Here is a 16,349-nt window from a genome sequence, read left to right on the forward strand (position 1 = left end):
GGATCTTAATTTATCGCGGAATATCTCTTCCCGACGGATGTAAACCCGGACCACCTCCTGAGGTATATCCACCGCTTTCCCCAGTCTCCCATGGAGAGATCCAGAAAGCATATAGATCCCCCTTGTTGAGGTAGAATTTTATCCGGATATTCTTATTTGACAATTCAGACAAATCTTTCTTGTTTTTCCAGGAGACCAGGTGTTTTGTCGAATTCTCTTTCTTGATCTTTATACAATCATTTTTGCCGAATCCATCGATCACATTACCCTTTTCATCCAGGATTTCCACAAAGAGTTCTCCTTGGGTAACATCTGCGTTCACAAAGAGATATTTGCCGTCGAAAGAGATCTTTTCCGTAAGTAGATACCCCTCTTTCTTCGCATTGTTCATGGAGACAAAGCCATCCCGCCGCAAAGTGGCCAAACCGGTAGAGGTATGTCCATCCCACATGATATCGTTGCGCTTACGTCCACTGGAGTAAAAATACAAAGAGTCGCCCACAATCAAAGGAACCCCATTGATCGATTGCATATTCCCCCAGTTCCAGGCTCCTTCCGTTTCGTTTACATCCATAAACGCCGAATGATCCGGACGATAAAAATGGAAACCGTCACGACTATAGCCCAATCCGATTTCATTCCTCTTTTGGATACTCAAATCATTGCAGACATTGTTTTCCGGTCCTTTCCACATGGCATAGAAACCCAAGATCAAGCTTTCATAAGCGATCGCGTCAAAATTATAGATCCCCGGCTCAACCTCCGGGAATTTAGGATGCCGCTGTTCTTTGTCATCCGGGGAAAACCAGAATACAATATTCTTATCCTTATCGTCATTTGATATATGATGCGCCACACTGACTGCCATTTCAGGATCTTCATTCTCCAAATAAGATCTGGAACGTCCGGATAAATGGTTGCCATATCTCAAGCTCCCGACCCATTTCTTCGTGAAAGGATTATAGAAGAAGGTCGTACGGTCACCCACATAGCCCGACTGAGCTTGCCCTTGCGACCAATGAATTCCATCTTTTGAGTATCTCAGGACAATTTGCCAACCGCCACGACGCTTCTCGACATTAAAGAATTTGTATCTCTTATTGGGGTCCTTTTCTTCTTTGTCTAACCATACAGTAGCAGCATCCCTGTTTGAGGTATTCACAATATTGGTATTCGGGTAAACATCCTGGTTTACTTTCACCCAATGTTTCCCATCATCAGACTCCGCATAACAGGTATAAAAGCTTTGATTACTCTTATGGATCATTCCGGCACCGGCCAGATACCACATCTTAAACTTCCCCGCGCGCTCGTCGTACCAGATCCCGTCACTGAAAGGAGCAGCATAAGGCGAACCTTCAAACGTCATTTCCCATTCTTTATCCGGCTTAAGCACCGGATTGGCAGGGTAAAAATTCGCTTTGTGAAACACCCGTTGCAGATTGGTTTCTGCAATCAGGAAATCATCCACGAACAACTGACGCCCCAGGTTGACCGGGATAACCGCCGGCTTCTGGTCGATATAAGGCAATGGCATCTCCTTGCGTACTTCAGGAATCTCATAACGAGGAGGCCATACCTCCGGGAGCTCGATGCCATTCGGCAGAACGGTAGGAACTTTATTTTGCGCCTCAGTCTGAATACTCAGACAAACGAACGATAACAGTAGTCCGTATAATAAATATTGCTTCATAATTCTTCTTTTTAAATTACCAACCCGGATTATTTGATGTGATTAAAGGATTTCCTTCGACTTCTTCGATAGGCAACGGAATCCATTCGTGTTTACCTTCCTGGAATCCCGCATACGTATGCCCATTGTTAAAGGCTTTGAAGTATGGATCAGACGCTTCAAGCTCTCTGAATCGGCTCGTCAGCCTGCCCCAACGCAGAAGATCATAGAAACGATGGCCTTCATACGTTAATTCCAAAACACGTTCATTCTCTATAACTTCCATATTTACGGCAGAAACAGGAGGCATACCGGCCCGGCTTCTCACCTGATTAACGGCTTGCTCAGCTGATATCGAAGTCTGCGACGCACCCATCACCAGACATTCCGCGTACATTAACAACACATCAGCGTAGCGAATCCATCTCCAGTTGACACCCTGCGCACGGCCATAAAAGTAATAGATGTTTGTCCCCGGATTCCTTGCCGGCAATGTCCAATCGACCCATTTCCGACTGCTGCATTTGTAATCTTTTGCAGCCGGCCACTTATCACCGAAACCGGCAGTCACACTACCAAATTCATCCGCCCAATCATTCCCTTCAAGGTAAGTCACTTTATATCCGGCAGGCGCTACAATCTCCGGGAGATTATCATTGAAGACCAAAGTTCCGAACATACGGGGATCGGTCTCGCCTTTTTCATTCTTTGAAGCCACGAATATATCATATACCCAATCATGGATTACTTGTGCATTACTTGCATTTGCACTGGTAATGCTCCCAAATATAGGTGTTTTGGAACGAATGTCATTGAAGAGTCCGCTATTGTTAAATCCCGGATTAAAACCTGTATTTATCGCATCGGCCAAGAGTTGGATCTCCCACAGAGATTCATCATTGTTCTCATGCGCAGCATCGAAGTTCCAATCATAGTTCTCCACCAATGTATACGAACCGCAGTCTCCATTAATCACCCGCCCAAAAGCCGCCGCAGCCTCATTATAATAGCTTGCACTACTATTACCATAATACTTTTCAAATCCGGTGCGATACAGATAGGCTTTCCCTAATAATGCTGCCGCACTTCCCTTTGTCGCACGTCCGGCATAACTACTTCCCCAATACCCTTTTTTCGGAAGCAATTTTTCGGCTTCGATCAGGTCACTAATAATGAAATCCCAGGATTCTTCAGGAGTTGCCTGTGCCCGATACTCATTGGTATTACCCGTAATCTCTTTGATCAAAGGGATATTCCGATAATTGGTGAACAAAAAGAAATGGGTGAACGCACGCAGAAAATAAGCTTCTCCCAGATAAGCATTCTTCTGTTCCGCATCTGCAAACTCAACACCCGGGATAACCTGAATCATCTGACACGCCTGTTGCGCAGCCGTGTACATCAACTGGAAAGGCTGAACAATGGAATAATAAGACGGCGTATAATCCTGGCTATATGTACCGGGCACACTGTAGTCGGCTCCCGAAGAAGCCTCATCACTACGGCTCAATTGCAATCCGAAACCACAAGCTCCCAGATTTCTGGGTGTCGAGATATACCCATACGCACCAATAACACCTTCATTAATGTTTTTCGGAGTCGTATAAAAAGAATTCAGGTCTATCTGATTCGGGTTAACCGATAACTCTTCAAACACATCATTACAAGAAGCGAAGAGAATAGAAATTAACAGTATACAATAATATCTTGTTTTCATAATTACAAATTTAGAAAGTGAGTTGGAATCCAATGTTGAAAACTTTGGCATTATATGTAGCCGCATGGGCTGAGTTTTGAGAGATATAGAAACCATCTACTCCTCTATCGAAAAGGGTATTGGCATTCACTTCAGGATCATAGAGCGGATATTTCGTGATCGTGAACAGATTCTGAGCACTTACATAAACCCTCAGATTGTCAATATGAGCCTTCTTTAATACCTGTGCATCTACGGTATAACCTACTTGCAGATTCTTCAGGCGTAGATACGATCCGTCTTCCACATAGAACGTACTTGGCAGTGCATTACCACCATTAATATTGCTTGTCTTCGCAATAGGAACGTCCGTATTCGTATTAGTCGGCGTCCAGGAGTTTAGTGCATCTGTCAATAACCCTCCATTGTAGCTGAAATACCAGTCATATTTCATCAAAGCAAAAATATCGTTCCCTTGCGAGCCCTGGAAGAACATACTCAGATCCCAGTTCTTGTAATTGACTCCGATATTCAAACCGTAAGTGAAATCAGGATGAGGATTACCAATATTTGTCTTGTCATTCTCATCGATCTGCCCGTCGGGTAGTCCTGTCAGGTTTCCTTCACTATCCAGACCGTTATTATCTTCGAAGATGAAATTCCCGCTGTCGTCTATACCCATTACATTATATCCCCAGAAAGTAGCAATCGGCAAACCGGGTTTGGTAATAGTCGGACGGTCGTTAAAGTTCCCGCTGGTAAAGACTTCTGCCGGGATCGGCAACACACCCACTCCCAAACTCTTCACCTTATTTCTCAGGAAGGAGATATTACCATCTAAATTCAATCCCCAATCTCCCCAGTTTTTTCTGTAGCTGGCAGCCAGTTCAAATCCTTTATTCCGAACAGATGCGGAGTTGAAAACCGGGTTCGTTCCTTCATTCACATAAATCATTTGCCCGGAAGAAGGAAGTGGAGCCAATGAAGCCAACAGGTCATTGTTGTCTTTAACAAAGTACTCCGCGGTAATTTGCAGCGCATTATTAAGCAATCCAATCTCTATCGCATAGTTCTGACTGATTGTTTTTTCCCACGTCAGATTCTCCTGTGCGAAACGGGTCACATAACCCATCGACCGGTTCGAAGCGGTTTGATTGGTTCCGAAAATTGCAGGAATCGGTCCGTGAGCTACGGATAAGAAGGAATAGGGGTTGATAAAGTTTGCCCCTAATTGCCCATAACTGGCCCGTATTTTCAATTTGCTCAACCAAGAGACATTAAAAAATTCTTCATTATGGACATTCCAACCTCCCGAAACAGAAGGGAAATAACCCACACGGTGACCTTTGGCAAATTTTGAAGATTTATCACTACGGATACTTGCCGACAAGAGATAGCGGTTATCATAATTATAATTGACCCGTGCAAAATAAGATAACAAAGCAGAGTTATACTCTTCCCCGTTAATCGATCCGGTGCCATTAAATACGGTAATGGACGGACCCCCCAAATCCACATCACTCGGCGAACTGGTAGATGTCAGACGATAATACTCCCGCATCCAGCTTGTTCCGACCATGGCATCTATCGTGTGTCCGTCAAACTCATTCGAGTAATTCACCGTATTGTCAATCGTATAGTTGAACCGTTGTCCTTTACTCTCCGATAAAGAATTAATCTTTCGTGTATACTGATCATCCGCAATACCGTTTTCATCCCAGCGGGATTCAAAGGTTCTGCTATGCGTATAACCGTGAGTAGACACATAATCTCCTCCCATATTGAAATTATAGTTCAGCCCTTTCAGAATATTCAAAGAAAGACTTAAGCTACCCGTAACATTTACCACCCGGCTTCTTCTATCCTGATTGGCTAACGAAGCCATGGGATTGGTCGAGCCGCTTGATCCATTAATATAATAATCTGACCCGCTGGATACATAACGTCCCTGATTGTCTTTAAGCGGCAAGGTAGGCAGCAACAACACCATTCTGGTTTGAGGTTCCTTATTGGTATAAGCGACCGATAGATTCTCTTTCACCGACAAACGCCCTTTTTTGTAGCTGCCGTTGATGCGGGCATTATACTTTTCATAATTTGAGAATTCCGTAATACCGGTCTGGTCAAAATAACCGATACTGGTATTAAACGTCGAGTTTTCACTACCTCCCGATATCGATGCATTGACATTATAGATCGGAGCATTACGCAAATAGACATCTTGCCAGTCCGTACTAAGGTTGGGATCACTGGGATTAAGCACTTCGACTGCCTGCGTGGCGCCCGGGCTATTCTCCACCAGCATTTTCGCATACGTGCGGTATTCTTCGGCATTCATGAAGTCTAATTTCTTAGAAGGAGTCTGCATGGAGTAAGTACCTGTAATATTTACTTTTGTTTTCCCCTTCTCGCCATATTTTGTGGTAATCAAGACTACACCATTGGCTGCCCGGGAACCGTAAATAGCAGCGGCAGCTCCGTCTTTCAGGATTTCGATGGATTCGATATCATTCGGATTTAGGGTGTTTAACCCATTATTACTGAATGCGCCATCAATCACATAAAGCGGTTCCGTTTCGCCAAATGTACCTGCTCCTCGGACTAAGATTTTAACTTCTGCCCCTGCTTCACCTCCTTTTTGGAGAACTTCAACGCCAGGCACTCGTCCTTGCAAAGCCGATGCTACGTTAGAGGTCACAAGCTTATTGATTTCTTTTGTAGAAACCGAAGCGACAGATGCCGTCATACTCGATTTCTTTTGCGTTCCATAACCTACGACAACAACCTCTTCCAATTGTTCTACATCCTCGAGAAGTGCTACCTGAAGGGTAGTTCTTCCCGCCAATGCGACTTCCTGGGCTTTATATCCGATAAAAGAGATTTGCAAAGTCGTGTTCGGATCGCTCACCTGGATCGTGAACTGGCCGTCGATGTCGGTGACTGTTCCATTCGTGGTTCCTTTTTCAACAACAGAAGCTCCCGGAATGCCTTCATTATAGGCGTCCCGGACGGTTCCTGAGACTGTGATCTGCCCTTGCCCGTACGCTAAAATGGGGCATAGAAGAGCCAATAAGTAAATCAAATGATTTCTTTTCATAAGTAGTAATTATTAATTAGTAATTGTAATTCAACGATTAATCATTCGTTTCTATCATATTCGATGTTTTAGGACGTAAGAAAGCTAACTGAATAATCAATGCAAAGAGGACGACTACGGCCAGTAGGGCAAAATCATGCCCCAGGTTGCCGGCGTCGGTCGATTTACCCAGAAGATTCGTGATTGCCGCTCCGGCAAACACTCCGGTCATATTCATAATTCCATATGCGGTGGCGCGGTAACGGGAGGAGATGAACTGACAGAGGATCGGCATATTGTTGGCGTCGAACATGCCATAACCGATACCGAAACAAAGTCCGCCTCCAATGATCATCACCAGGCTATGGCCGAAGCCAAGCAACAAAAGGGCGGGGATGGTCAACGCCAGTCCGATCGCACCGGTGTAGATCCGGCCGCGTATGTTCTTTTGCACCCATTTATCCGATAGGATTCCACCGAAGATCACGCCGATAAACGAAGCGACGGCAATGGTGATGGTCGACATCGGACCGGCAACGGTCATATCGATGGATAGGTTCTCGGCAAAGAGTGTCGGCAACCAGTTCTTCGTCGCCCAGCCCGGCAGGCTGGGGGTGGCGAAGTAGAAGAGGATGACCCAGAAGGAGATGTTGGTCAGTACGACGCCCAGGCCTTTGAAGGCTCCTTTCAGGGGGTTTTCTTTGGGGTGGTCGGTGATCAGTTGCGGTTTGACGGTGTGGCCTTTCTTTTCCCGCAGGAGGAGGATGAGGATCACACTGTAGACGATGCCGACGATGCCGAAGGTATGGAAAGTGGTTTCCCAGGAGTAGGCCCCGGCGATGGTTGCGCCGAATCCGCCCAAGGCCTGGCCGACGTACAAGCCGGTCATGTGGATACCGACGGCCAGCGAACGGGTCTTGTCCGAATGGTAGTCGGCGATCAACGCCAGGCCGGCGGGGATATACAAGGCTTCGCTCACGCCCATCAATGCCCGGAGCACGTACACCTGGTTGAACGAGGTGCAATAACCCATCATAAAGGTGACGAACGACCAGACAAACAGGCTGCCGACAATCAGCCACTTGCGGTTGATGCGGTCGGCGATCATGCCGGCGACCGGGCTCATCAAGCCGTAGATCCAGAGGAAGATTGCCATCAGGCGTCCGAAGTTGGCCGCCGATTCCAGTTCGACAATATCGATCATCATCGCCGATTTCATCGTGGAAAGCATCTGCCGGTCGAGGTAGTTCAATAGGGCTACTACCCAAAGCAACCCCACCACCACCCAGGGGTAGTATTTTTTATTCGTTATCTGCATGCCAGTATCTCGTTGCATAATTCATAACCCTTGAGCATCATCCGCGGGATATGGAACGGCCCTTTGAACATATTGCCTTTCGCCTGTTGCGAAAGCGTGCCGTCGTAATGGAAATAGCCAAACCATTCGCCGTATTCCCGGTCGGGGAAGCGGGCGTAGGTGTAGTCGCTGATCTGTTTGTGCATCTCCAGGTATTTCGGATCGCCCGAAGCGAGGTAGCCGTAGAGGGTCGCGATGATAGCTTCCGATTGCGGCCACCAGAATTTCATGTCGTGCCAGTAGTCCTGCGGCGGACGGCCCAGGCAGTCTTTGAAGTAGCTGATACCGCCATACTGCTTGTCCCAGCCCCATTCCCAGGCCCAGTCGAGCAGGGTCAGTCCGACCTGAGTCAGTTCTTTATCCCAGCCACGGTAACGCGCCTCTTCGAGGATAAACCAGGCCGTTTCGAGCGTATGCCCCGGGTTGATCGTGCGTCCGGCCAGGGAGTCGATAAACTCCCCGTTGGGGCCGACGGTCTCCAGGACGGCCCGGAACTCCGGTTTGATAAAATCCCGCTTGAGCTCAGCGATCGAGCGATCGATCTGTTCGGTCAGTACCGGATCATCGATCGCCTCCCGGATGCGGGCGGCGGTGTCGATCAGGATCATGCAGGGCGAGTGCCCTTTGGCCTGAAAGCCTTCGCGAAACTTGGGTTCCAGCAAGCCGGGCGTGTACAGGTTGTGTTGTACGTTCTTAAACAGGTGCACCGCCTTTTCGGCGTATTCCCGTTCGCCCGTAGCCAGGGCATATTGCGCCATGGCAATCGCGGCGAACGTTTCCGAGAAGATATAACGGCGTTTGCGCACGGGGACACCCGTTGCCGTGACCTCGAAAAACATCCGTCCGTCGGTATCAAAACAATGCCTTTCGATGAAATCCAAGCCGCTCTTGCAGGCGGCGAGCCATTCCGGGTTGCGTTCGATCCGGTTGTAGGCCGTAGCCAGGATATAGGCAAACCGTCCTTGGAACCAGACCGATTTCATCGAATCCATCAACGAACCGTCGCGGTCGAGGCAGGTGTAATAACCACCGTTTTCGCGGTCCCACCCGTGTTTCAGCCAGAACGGAAGGATGTCGGTCGTCAGATCTTTCCGGTACGATTCCTTCCAATAACGGATATAAGCGTCCGGATGAGAGAGAGTATCAGCTGTATGCATAATATTTAAATTTAAAGGGATCCTCTCCCCCCAGCCCCCTCTCCACAAGAAAGGGGGAGGAAAGGAGATAAGAGTTCTTTCATGTATTGTTAGTCTTTTTTCTTCTCAGAGAGGGAGCTTAAAATTGGTTACATCGCTCAAAGAAACCGATCGCTTCCAGTTCCGCTTTCATCGCTGCCTCTTCTTCATCGGTCATATTGCGGAAAGGTGTGCGGTTCTTACCCAAGTCCAGGCCGATGAGTTTCATGATGCGTTTGCCCCCGACGATATTGCCGCGGTAGTTGCAGATCACGTTGATCACCTCCTGGGAGAAATTCTGCTTCTCGCGTGCCGCTTCCAGATCGCCTGCCGCCCAGGCTTCGAGGATGCCATTCAGTTCGCGCCCATTGTAATTGGTCGTTCCCCCGATGCCCCCCTGTGCCCCGCCCATCGCCAGGCAAGGCAGGATCGTTTCGTCCTGTCCGTGAAGCATATCGAACTTACCCTCCGCATACAGGCGGCATTGGTTGTATTCGTACAGGCTCTCGTAGGTATATTTGATGCCGGCGAAGTTCGGGATCCGCCCATCCACCGCCTTGAGGAAATCCAGCATCGGCAGGAACGCGTTATTGAAAGCCGGGATATGATAATAGTAGAATGGCAACGCAGGCGCCCCAAGGGCAATCTCCTCGCAGTATTTCACCAGCTCTTCGACGCGGGCGATGCGTGGAAACGGCGTAGCCATCGCCCCAACGCCCCAGGCACCGATTTCCTGCGCGTGTGCCGCCAGTTTACGGCTCGACTTCACACAGGTACTGCCCACATGCACAATCACCTTAAAACCGGCCGGAGCCGCCTTCATCCATTCCTCAGCCAGACGCATCCGTTCCGCGTCGGTCAGCATATACCCTTCACCGGAAGAGCCATTGATAAACACCCCTTTGAGGCCATTCTTCCCGAGAAGTCGGGCGTAGGCCGCGATCGGTTCGTAGTTCACCTCCCCATCCTCCGAGAAAGGAGTAAAAGGAGCATTGATCAGACCTTTAATTTTTTCCATCATTTATACGGTATTTCGTGGATATTAGACATAATAGTTTTAATTACACTGCAAACGTAAATAAAATATTTTAATAACACAACAGTTTTTGGAAATATAATTAAATTATTTTCCCATCCAAGCATAAAATACTAAAATAACTGACTAATCCAACCCCTCTCTTTCGCCCCAATCCCCCTTCCTCCCCTTTTACACCAAAAACCCTGCCGGCCTTTTGGAAAAGGCCGGCAGGGTTTTCCAAAAGGCCGGCAGGGTTTTCGAAAAGGTCGGCGGCTTTTTTCCGGCTTAAACCCGGATAAATTCGTTGGTAAAGGGCGTTTAGCCTCTTTGATTCTTCTCAGATCATGCCCAGGATTTTGCTGCGGGCTAAGAGGCAGGCGCCGATGATGCCGGCGCGTTCTTTGAGTTTGGAGATTTTGAAGTCGGTGTCCTGGCTGACCAGGTTGAGGGAGTATTTGCGGATGGCGCTCTTGATGGGCAGCAAGAGGTATTCATCGGTTTGGAAAAGCATACCGCCCAGGATCACCAGTTCGGGGTTGAAGATATTCATCAAGCCGGCAATGCCTTTGCCCAGGTTCACGCCCATCTCCTCCAGGATCTCGATGCTCAGGACATCTTCGCGTTGGATCGCTTCCAGCAGTTCGGAGAGGCCGACCTGTTCTTTTTCGTCGATCTTTTGGGCCAGGATCGTGCTGCTGCCTTCGCGGTAACGTTCCAGGATCTTGCGGTGCAAAGCCGAACCGGACGCTTCCGTTTCCAGGCAGCCTTTCTTCCCGCAATGGCAGAGCACTTCATTGTCGAACATACAGAAATGCCCGAGCTCGCCGGAGAATCCCGACTTCCCGTAATAGAGCTGGCCGTTGATAATGATGCCCAGGCCCAGGCCCCAGCTCATATTGATAAAAAGGATATTCTTTTCCCCTTTGACAATGCCTTGCATGTATTCGCCATAGGCCATCGCACGGGTGTCGTTCTCGATATAGACCTTCATTTGCAAGCGCTCTTCGAGGATCTGAGCCAACGGTTTCTCTTGGAAATAAAAGATACTGTAGCTGTAGCCCGACACCGGATTGACGCGTCCCGAGATGTTCACCCCGATCGCCAGGATCTTTTCTTTGGGCATATCCAGGCGACGGATAAAATCGTCGATCACCGTGCACAACTGCTCTAATGCCGCCGGCGTATTCTCCAGCCGGTAAGGGATATTCTCTTCGATGCGCACCTTATCTCCCTTGAAATCAAGCATACCCAGATTGATCCGGTCGCGCAATATATCGACGCCCAGGAAATAACCCGACGTAGGGTTCAATCCATAAATACTCGGTTTGCGTCCCCCACTGGTTTCCTGCTTCCCAAAATCAACGATATACCCGTCGTCCTGCAATTCCCCGATCAGTTTGGTTACGGTAGGGATACTCAGATTCATCTCTTTGCAGAGTTCGGCAATGGTGGCATCTCCGTTCGCGATGTAATAATGTATAATCTTTTTTTTCAGCAAACCATTGCGGGTAGCGTCTTCGGATGTAAGGAGAAATCTGGCGGTCATAGTGAATCTATTTATTTACATCCGCAAAGATAAAGAAATATTTTTCACAACTTAGGCCGGGTAAATAAAATACTTTTCTTTCATCTCAATACTCCCGAAAGAGGATCATGCGTGATTCCGGGGAGAGTTCGAGGCCGAATTCTTCTTCCAGGGTTTCGTTGAGGGTGCCTTGCCACCAGGCGGTGAGGTCTTTGCGCACCAGGGGGTAACGGAGTTTGTGGGTGGTCACTTCTCCGCCGGGGCGCAGGGAGAAGAAAGAGACTTGCTGGCCGGGGCGGCAGGCGAACCAGGTGGTTTGGTTGATTGGCGTGAACAGGCCGAAGTCGGAAGCCATTTCGACCCGGTCGAACAGGGGGAGGTAATCCATCAACAGGGAGATGTTTCCCAGGGTATGATCCTCGCGCAGGCCGGTGGCGCCGAGGATCAACACTTCCTTCTGGCCGGTGCGGCGGGCGTACTGCATGGCTTTGGTCAGGTCGTTGGTCTCCTGATCGTGATCGGGGAAGAGGCGATCGGCATACTTCTCCCGCAACGCGGAAGGGATACTGTCCATATCGCCGACAATGGCTGTCGGTATGATGCCGCCGTCGACCAGCTTTTCCACCGCGCCGTCGCAGGCGATCACAACAGAGGCCCGACGGAGCTTGTCCCATACGATCTCTTTCGTGGGAAACAGGCCGTCGGCTACTACGACGCAGGGGTAGTGGCCGATCATTGTGTTTTCAATCCTTTCTTTTTCCATGTGTACAGTCCGACAATAGCCAAGATGGCGTAGCAAAGATAGAGAAACATCGTGGGATAGAGGTCACGCAAGTAATAAAGATAGACGGAAAGGAAATTGACGCCAATCCAGAAGAACCAATGCTCGATGATGTAGCGGGCCAGCATCCAGGTGGCAACAATACCGACGGCTGTCGACAAGGCATCGCCCACGGGAATCGGCGAGTCGGTATAGTTTGCCAGGGCATACCAGATGGCTGCCCAGAGCAATAAAATAGCGGCAACGACTCCGACCAAGAGCCGGGGCGTCAGGTGGCGGTAGACGATTTGCTCGTCTACCTTTTGCTCCTCCGCCGACAAATGCCTTCCCTTCCGTCCCCATTCGATAAAACCATAAACACTAATGGCTACATAATAGATTTGCAAGCCCATATCGGCGTAGATCTTCGCCTGAAAAAAGACAAAGATATAGGTCAGGGACGTGAGAAAGCACACGACCCACATCCATTTGTGCTGTTTGATCTCGAGCAGGAGATACAACAGGCCGGTAATAACCCCAAATATCTCAAGCATACTTGAGATATTTGGGGTTATTACCGGCTAATTGACAATTGACAATTGACAATTGACAATTAAATGTGTTAGACTGTATTTCCATATTGTAATCTTAGTATGTTTGTGTGTGCTACTATCTTGAACTATTAATTGTCAACTGTCAATTGTCAATTGTCAATTTGCAATGATACGTGTGGCTTTGCGCTAAAAGCGAAAAGCTACACGTATCATTGCATTTGTTCCCGCCTGGGTGAAGTATCCGTCTTCCGTATAACGCTCGCCACCGACCATAGCGGAATAGACCCAGCCGTTGGTTTCGTACTCCGCGTTGAAGAGGTTGTTGACGGTCACGTCCAAAGCGATCTCTTTCATAAACGCCGGCGTAAAGGTATAACCGATTCGCAAACTATGGATAAAGTAGGGATCGATTGATCTGGATTTACTCGACGTATTATCCATATACTGCCGTCCGACATACTGGGAGATGAAGCTTGCCGAGAACGCTTTCCAGTTCAGATCGAAGATGCTGTTGGCCGTAATCTCCGGTGAAAAGGCGATATTTGTGGTGCCCAGGGCATTGCGTAACACCTCCTGCCCTTCGATCGGGTTCCAGTCGGCATCGTAGTTTTCGATCACCTCCGTAAAGTTTTTGATCTTGTTGCGGCTGAAGGTCGCGTTCCCGTTCCAGTGGAGCCAGTCGGCGATCTTCGCCCCGGCGGTCAGTTCGATCCCGGCGCGGTAGCTGTCTTTGATATTCGAGGTCAAGGCTTCACCGATCTCACTGATCTGACCGGTCAGGATCAACTGGTTGTTGTAATCCATAAAGTACAGATTGACACCCAGTTGGAAAGCGGGATGCGTATAACTGTATCCCGCCTCGTAGTCGTAGAGCGTCTCGTGTGTCGGACGTTCGTCGGGACCGGCTTCGGTGAAGTTGTCCCGGTTGGGCTCGCGGTTGGCGATCGCGAAAGAGGCGAAAGCGTTATGCCCGTTCTTCTGGTAGTTCAAGCCGGCTTTGGGGTTGAAGAAGTTCCATTGTTTGTCGACCTGCACATTGTCGCCCGCCTTGTCGTCGCTTCCCCGGATCGTATAGTCGATGCCGCGGTATTGCAGGTCGAGGAAAGCATTGAGAGTCGGGCTGAGGCGGTAGTTTGCCTTTACGTACAGGTTGTAATCCAGCTTCTTCCCGGTGTTGAGGTAGTATTCGTAATCCGGCTGGGGCAGGGCGTTTGCCGCTTTCATCCACATCACCCGTCCGAAGTGATCACACACAAAGCGGTTGATGCCGCCACCCAGTGTCGCGTGCAGGTTCTCCTGCAGGTAGTTCAGACCGAAGATCCCGCCGTAGAAATCGCTCTCCAGCCACTTGCGGCGTACCAGATCGGTCTTCTTCTGCTCGTTTCCTTCCGGATCGATGTAGTTGGGCAGTTTGTAACTCTTGTATTTCGCCCCGGCTTTATAATCTTCGTAATAGCCTTCGCCCGGGGTGTAGTGCAAGGTGACGTTCATGTTCCAGTAATTGCCCAGCCGTTGGTTCAGCATCAGGTGGTAATGCTGTTGCCGGTAATTATCCGTTTGGTTGTCGTAATACTTCGTCACGCCATCCTCTTTGTATTCCCCGCACGGGTTGTATTTCCGGTCGGTATCCAATAGGTACGAAGGCACACCCGTCCAGGCCTGGTAGGTCTTCTCATTGCTGCCGAACGTCTGAAACTTAATCAAGGTATTGTCGGCATAATAAGCGGCGGAGAGGTAGTACGAATGCATATCGGCTGAGGCGCGGCGGATAAAGCCATCGCTACGCACATGAGAATAGCGGGCATCGACCACAAAATGATCGTTCAACAGGCCCGTTCCCCCACGCACCATATTCTTCACCGTGCCGAACGAACCGGCCGACACCTGATATTCGGCGTAGGGCTTCAGTTCCGGTTTTTGCGTCTGCATGGCTACCGTAGCTCCGAAAGCTGCCGATCCGTTTGTCGACGTACCGGCTCCCCGTTGGATCTGAATGTTCTCCACCGAAGAGGCGAAGTCGGGCATATTCACCCAGAACACCGTGTGCGACTCGGCATCGTTCACCGGCACGCCATTGACGGTCACATTGATCCGGTTCGCGTCCGTTCCCCGGATGCGGAAACCCGAATAACCAATGCCTGTCCCGGCATCGGAAGTCATAATGACGGAAGGCGTCAGGGAGATCAGATACGGAATGCCCTGTCCGTCGTTGCGGCTGTTGAGCTGCTGACTGGAGAGTTCGGAATACGCCACAGGCGTTTCTTTGGTTGCCTTGGTGGCGGTAACCATCACCTCATCGAGTGAAATGTCTTTTGCGATTTTGAGCGAGTCGACCGGTTCGGTCGCTGCCGTGTGCGAAGCGAAAGCCAGTAAGAAACCGGCTAAAACAGAAAATTCTCTTTTCATTACATTTGTCTTTAAACGTCATGCGGGGCACGACTGATTCGAATTAAACTAATGAATAAGAGGAGTTTTGTATGAAAAGTATACCATGAACGCCGGCCGGCTTGTTCATTCATTCCCTACGACGGCATTACCCGTGTCAGGTTCTATGGGTATCATCTCAGCCTAAGTCGAACTTAAGCACCCCTATCTATTCGGAGGGCAAAGGAATAGAAAATTATTGAAATGCGCGCAATTATATCTCATAAACTATCCAGAAATGCGGTTAATTCTTCTTTCGAACGCGTCTTAATGACTTTTCCTTCCCGCGCTTCTTGCAACGCTTGATCGATCCTGGCAAAGAATTCTTCTTTACTCATCAACGTGTCGTCGTCGGCTATCGGCACGATCTTGTACGACCGGGTTTTCCCTCTTTGCACCAGAATCTCTTCCCCGTTATCCACCCGATCGAAGTAGGAAGCTTGATTGTCACGGAATTCTCTTGAACTGATTACTAACATATTGTCTCGTTGTGTTTATTTGTAATACCAATTATTTATCGTCATAATGCCCATAGGATGATAAAACCAATACAGTGATCTGCTCATTGTCAATCTGATACACTAAGCGGTGCTTATCCGTAATCTTCCGCGACCATTGTCCTACCCGATTCTTCCCCAGAGGCTTGGGATGGCCGGTACCGGTTTCGGGGTGGTCTTGTAATTCGAGGATCAACTTCATTGTTTTTTTGTATGCAGCCGGTTCGCTACGCTTTAACGTTTTAATACCTTTGTCGGCTATGGGCGAAATTGAAACCTTATAAATCATAGGCTATCAAAATAAGCCATTAATTCTTCTTTTGAATTGAGGGTAATACCTTTTCCTTCCCTTACTTCTTGCAACGCCTGATCGATTTGGGCAAAGAACGCTTCTTTACTCATCAACGTGTCGTCGTCGGCTATCGGCACGATCTTGTACGACCGGGTTTTCCCTCTTTGCACCAGAATCTCTTCCCCGTTATCCACCCGATCGAAGTAGGAAGCTTGATTGTCACGGAATTCTCTTGAACTGATTACTAACATATTTTTATTGTTTGGTACCATACTGGTACAAATATAGTGTTTTTTTTCTTTT

13 protein-coding genes and 1 riboswitch are annotated in these 16,349 nt (G+C 48.7%); all 13 genes read right to left on the reverse strand.

The genetic code is table 11. The features are described from left to right. Positions 1-10: 10 nt before the first annotated feature. Positions 11-1,693: a hypothetical protein gene (locus tag M2133_RS10960; protein ID WP_277466168.1), complete on the reverse strand. Its 1,683-nt coding sequence runs from the start codon at positions 1,691-1,693 to the stop codon at positions 11-13. Between the two features lie 16 nt (positions 1,694-1,709). After that, complete coding sequence (locus M2133_RS10965) at positions 1,710-3,389, reverse strand: RagB/SusD family nutrient uptake outer membrane protein (protein WP_277466169.1); 1,680 nt, start codon at positions 3,387-3,389, stop codon at positions 1,710-1,712. A gap of 10 nt (positions 3,390-3,399) precedes the next feature. Next, positions 3,400-6,465, reverse strand: a complete 3,066-nt coding sequence (locus M2133_RS10970; RefSeq protein WP_277466170.1) for a TonB-dependent receptor — start codon at positions 6,463-6,465, stop codon at positions 3,400-3,402. Between the two features lie 37 nt (positions 6,466-6,502). Beyond that, positions 6,503-7,756, reverse strand: a complete 1,254-nt coding sequence (locus M2133_RS10975; protein ID WP_277466202.1) for an MFS transporter — start codon at positions 7,754-7,756, stop codon at positions 6,503-6,505. Then, entirely contained in the window at positions 7,753-8,958 is a 1,206-nt protein-coding gene (locus M2133_RS10980) for an AGE family epimerase/isomerase (RefSeq protein ID WP_277466171.1), read from the reverse strand. The genes M2133_RS10975 and M2133_RS10980 overlap by 4 nt, the downstream gene beginning before the upstream one ends. A 118-nt stretch (positions 8,959-9,076) precedes the next feature. Further along, the gene (locus tag M2133_RS10985) at positions 9,077-9,994 is read right to left on the reverse strand and encodes a dihydrodipicolinate synthase family protein (RefSeq protein WP_277466203.1); all 918 of its coding nucleotides are present in this window, start codon (positions 9,992-9,994) and stop codon (positions 9,077-9,079) included. Positions 9,995-10,331: 337 nt separating this feature from the next. Next, positions 10,332-11,540 carry an ROK family transcriptional regulator gene (locus tag M2133_RS10990; protein WP_277466172.1) on the reverse strand — a complete coding sequence of 403 codons (1,209 nt, stop codon included), beginning with the start codon at positions 11,538-11,540 and terminating at the stop codon, positions 10,332-10,334. A gap of 85 nt (positions 11,541-11,625) precedes the next feature. Then, a complete protein-coding gene (locus M2133_RS10995; RefSeq protein ID WP_277466173.1) occupies positions 11,626-12,255 on the reverse strand; it encodes a thiamine diphosphokinase in 630 nt (209 codons plus the stop codon). After that, a complete protein-coding gene (gene pnuC / locus M2133_RS11000; protein WP_277466174.1) occupies positions 12,252-12,833 on the reverse strand; it encodes a nicotinamide riboside transporter PnuC in 582 nt (193 codons plus the stop codon). The genes M2133_RS10995 and pnuC overlap by 4 nt, the downstream gene beginning before the upstream one ends. A 186-nt stretch (positions 12,834-13,019) precedes the next feature. After that, positions 13,020-15,239, reverse strand: a complete 2,220-nt coding sequence (locus tag M2133_RS11005; RefSeq protein ID WP_277466175.1) for a TonB-dependent receptor plug domain-containing protein — start codon at positions 15,237-15,239, stop codon at positions 13,020-13,022. Between the two features lie 96 nt (positions 15,240-15,335). Continuing rightward, positions 15,336-15,434: riboswitch (TPP riboswitch) on the reverse strand. Between the two features lie 44 nt (positions 15,435-15,478). After that, complete coding sequence (locus M2133_RS11010; protein ID WP_277466176.1) at positions 15,479-15,736, reverse strand: type II toxin-antitoxin system Phd/YefM family antitoxin; 258 nt, start codon at positions 15,734-15,736, stop codon at positions 15,479-15,481. Between the two features lie 31 nt (positions 15,737-15,767). Continuing rightward, positions 15,768-16,043 carry a Txe/YoeB family addiction module toxin gene (locus M2133_RS11015; protein ID WP_277466177.1) on the reverse strand — a complete coding sequence of 92 codons (276 nt, stop codon included), beginning with the start codon at positions 16,041-16,043 and terminating at the stop codon, positions 15,768-15,770. Beyond that, complete coding sequence (locus tag M2133_RS11020) at positions 16,040-16,297, reverse strand: type II toxin-antitoxin system Phd/YefM family antitoxin (RefSeq protein WP_277466178.1); 258 nt, start codon at positions 16,295-16,297, stop codon at positions 16,040-16,042. Before M2133_RS11020 ends, M2133_RS11015 begins: the two co-directional genes overlap by 4 nt. Between the last annotated feature and the right edge of the window lie 52 nt (positions 16,298-16,349).

Origin of the sequence: Parabacteroides sp. PF5-6 (assembly GCF_029504695.1) — a bacterium.
In the GTDB taxonomy this organism is placed as follows: domain Bacteria; phylum Bacteroidota; class Bacteroidia; order Bacteroidales; family Tannerellaceae; genus QVMG01.

Excerpts from the sequence above, each read along its gene's own strand:
- M2133_RS10960 (WP_277466168.1), bottom strand. The coding sequence starts at position 1,693 with ATGAAGCAATATTTATTATACGGACTACTGTTATCGTTCGTTTGTCTG.
- M2133_RS10965 (WP_277466169.1), bottom strand. The coding sequence starts at position 3,389 with ATGAAAACAAGATATTATTGTATACTGTTAATTTCTATTCTCTTCGCT.
- M2133_RS10970 (WP_277466170.1), bottom strand. The coding sequence starts at position 6,465 with ATGAAAAGAAATCATTTGATTTACTTATTGGCTCTTCTATGCCCCATT.
- M2133_RS10980 (WP_277466171.1), bottom strand. The coding sequence starts at position 8,958 with ATGCATACAGCTGATACTCTCTCTCATCCGGACGCTTATATCCGTTAT.
- M2133_RS10985 (WP_277466203.1), bottom strand. The coding sequence starts at position 9,994 with ATGGAAAAAATTAAAGGTCTGATCAATGCTCCTTTTACTCCTTTCTCG.
- M2133_RS10990 (WP_277466172.1), bottom strand. The coding sequence starts at position 11,540 with ATGACCGCCAGATTTCTCCTTACATCCGAAGACGCTACCCGCAATGGT.
- M2133_RS10995 (WP_277466173.1), bottom strand. The coding sequence starts at position 12,255 with ATGATCGGCCACTACCCCTGCGTCGTAGTAGCCGACGGCCTGTTTCCC.
- pnuC (WP_277466174.1), bottom strand. The coding sequence starts at position 12,833 with ATGCTTGAGATATTTGGGGTTATTACCGGCCTGTTGTATCTCCTGCTC.
- M2133_RS11005 (WP_277466175.1), bottom strand. The coding sequence starts at position 15,239 with ATGAAAAGAGAATTTTCTGTTTTAGCCGGTTTCTTACTGGCTTTCGCT.
- M2133_RS11010 (WP_277466176.1), bottom strand. The coding sequence starts at position 15,736 with ATGTTAGTAATCAGTTCAAGAGAATTCCGTGACAATCAAGCTTCCTAC.
- M2133_RS11015 (WP_277466177.1), bottom strand. The coding sequence starts at position 16,043 with ATGATTTATAAGGTTTCAATTTCGCCCATAGCCGACAAAGGTATTAAA.
- M2133_RS11020 (WP_277466178.1), bottom strand. The coding sequence starts at position 16,297 with ATGTTAGTAATCAGTTCAAGAGAATTCCGTGACAATCAAGCTTCCTAC.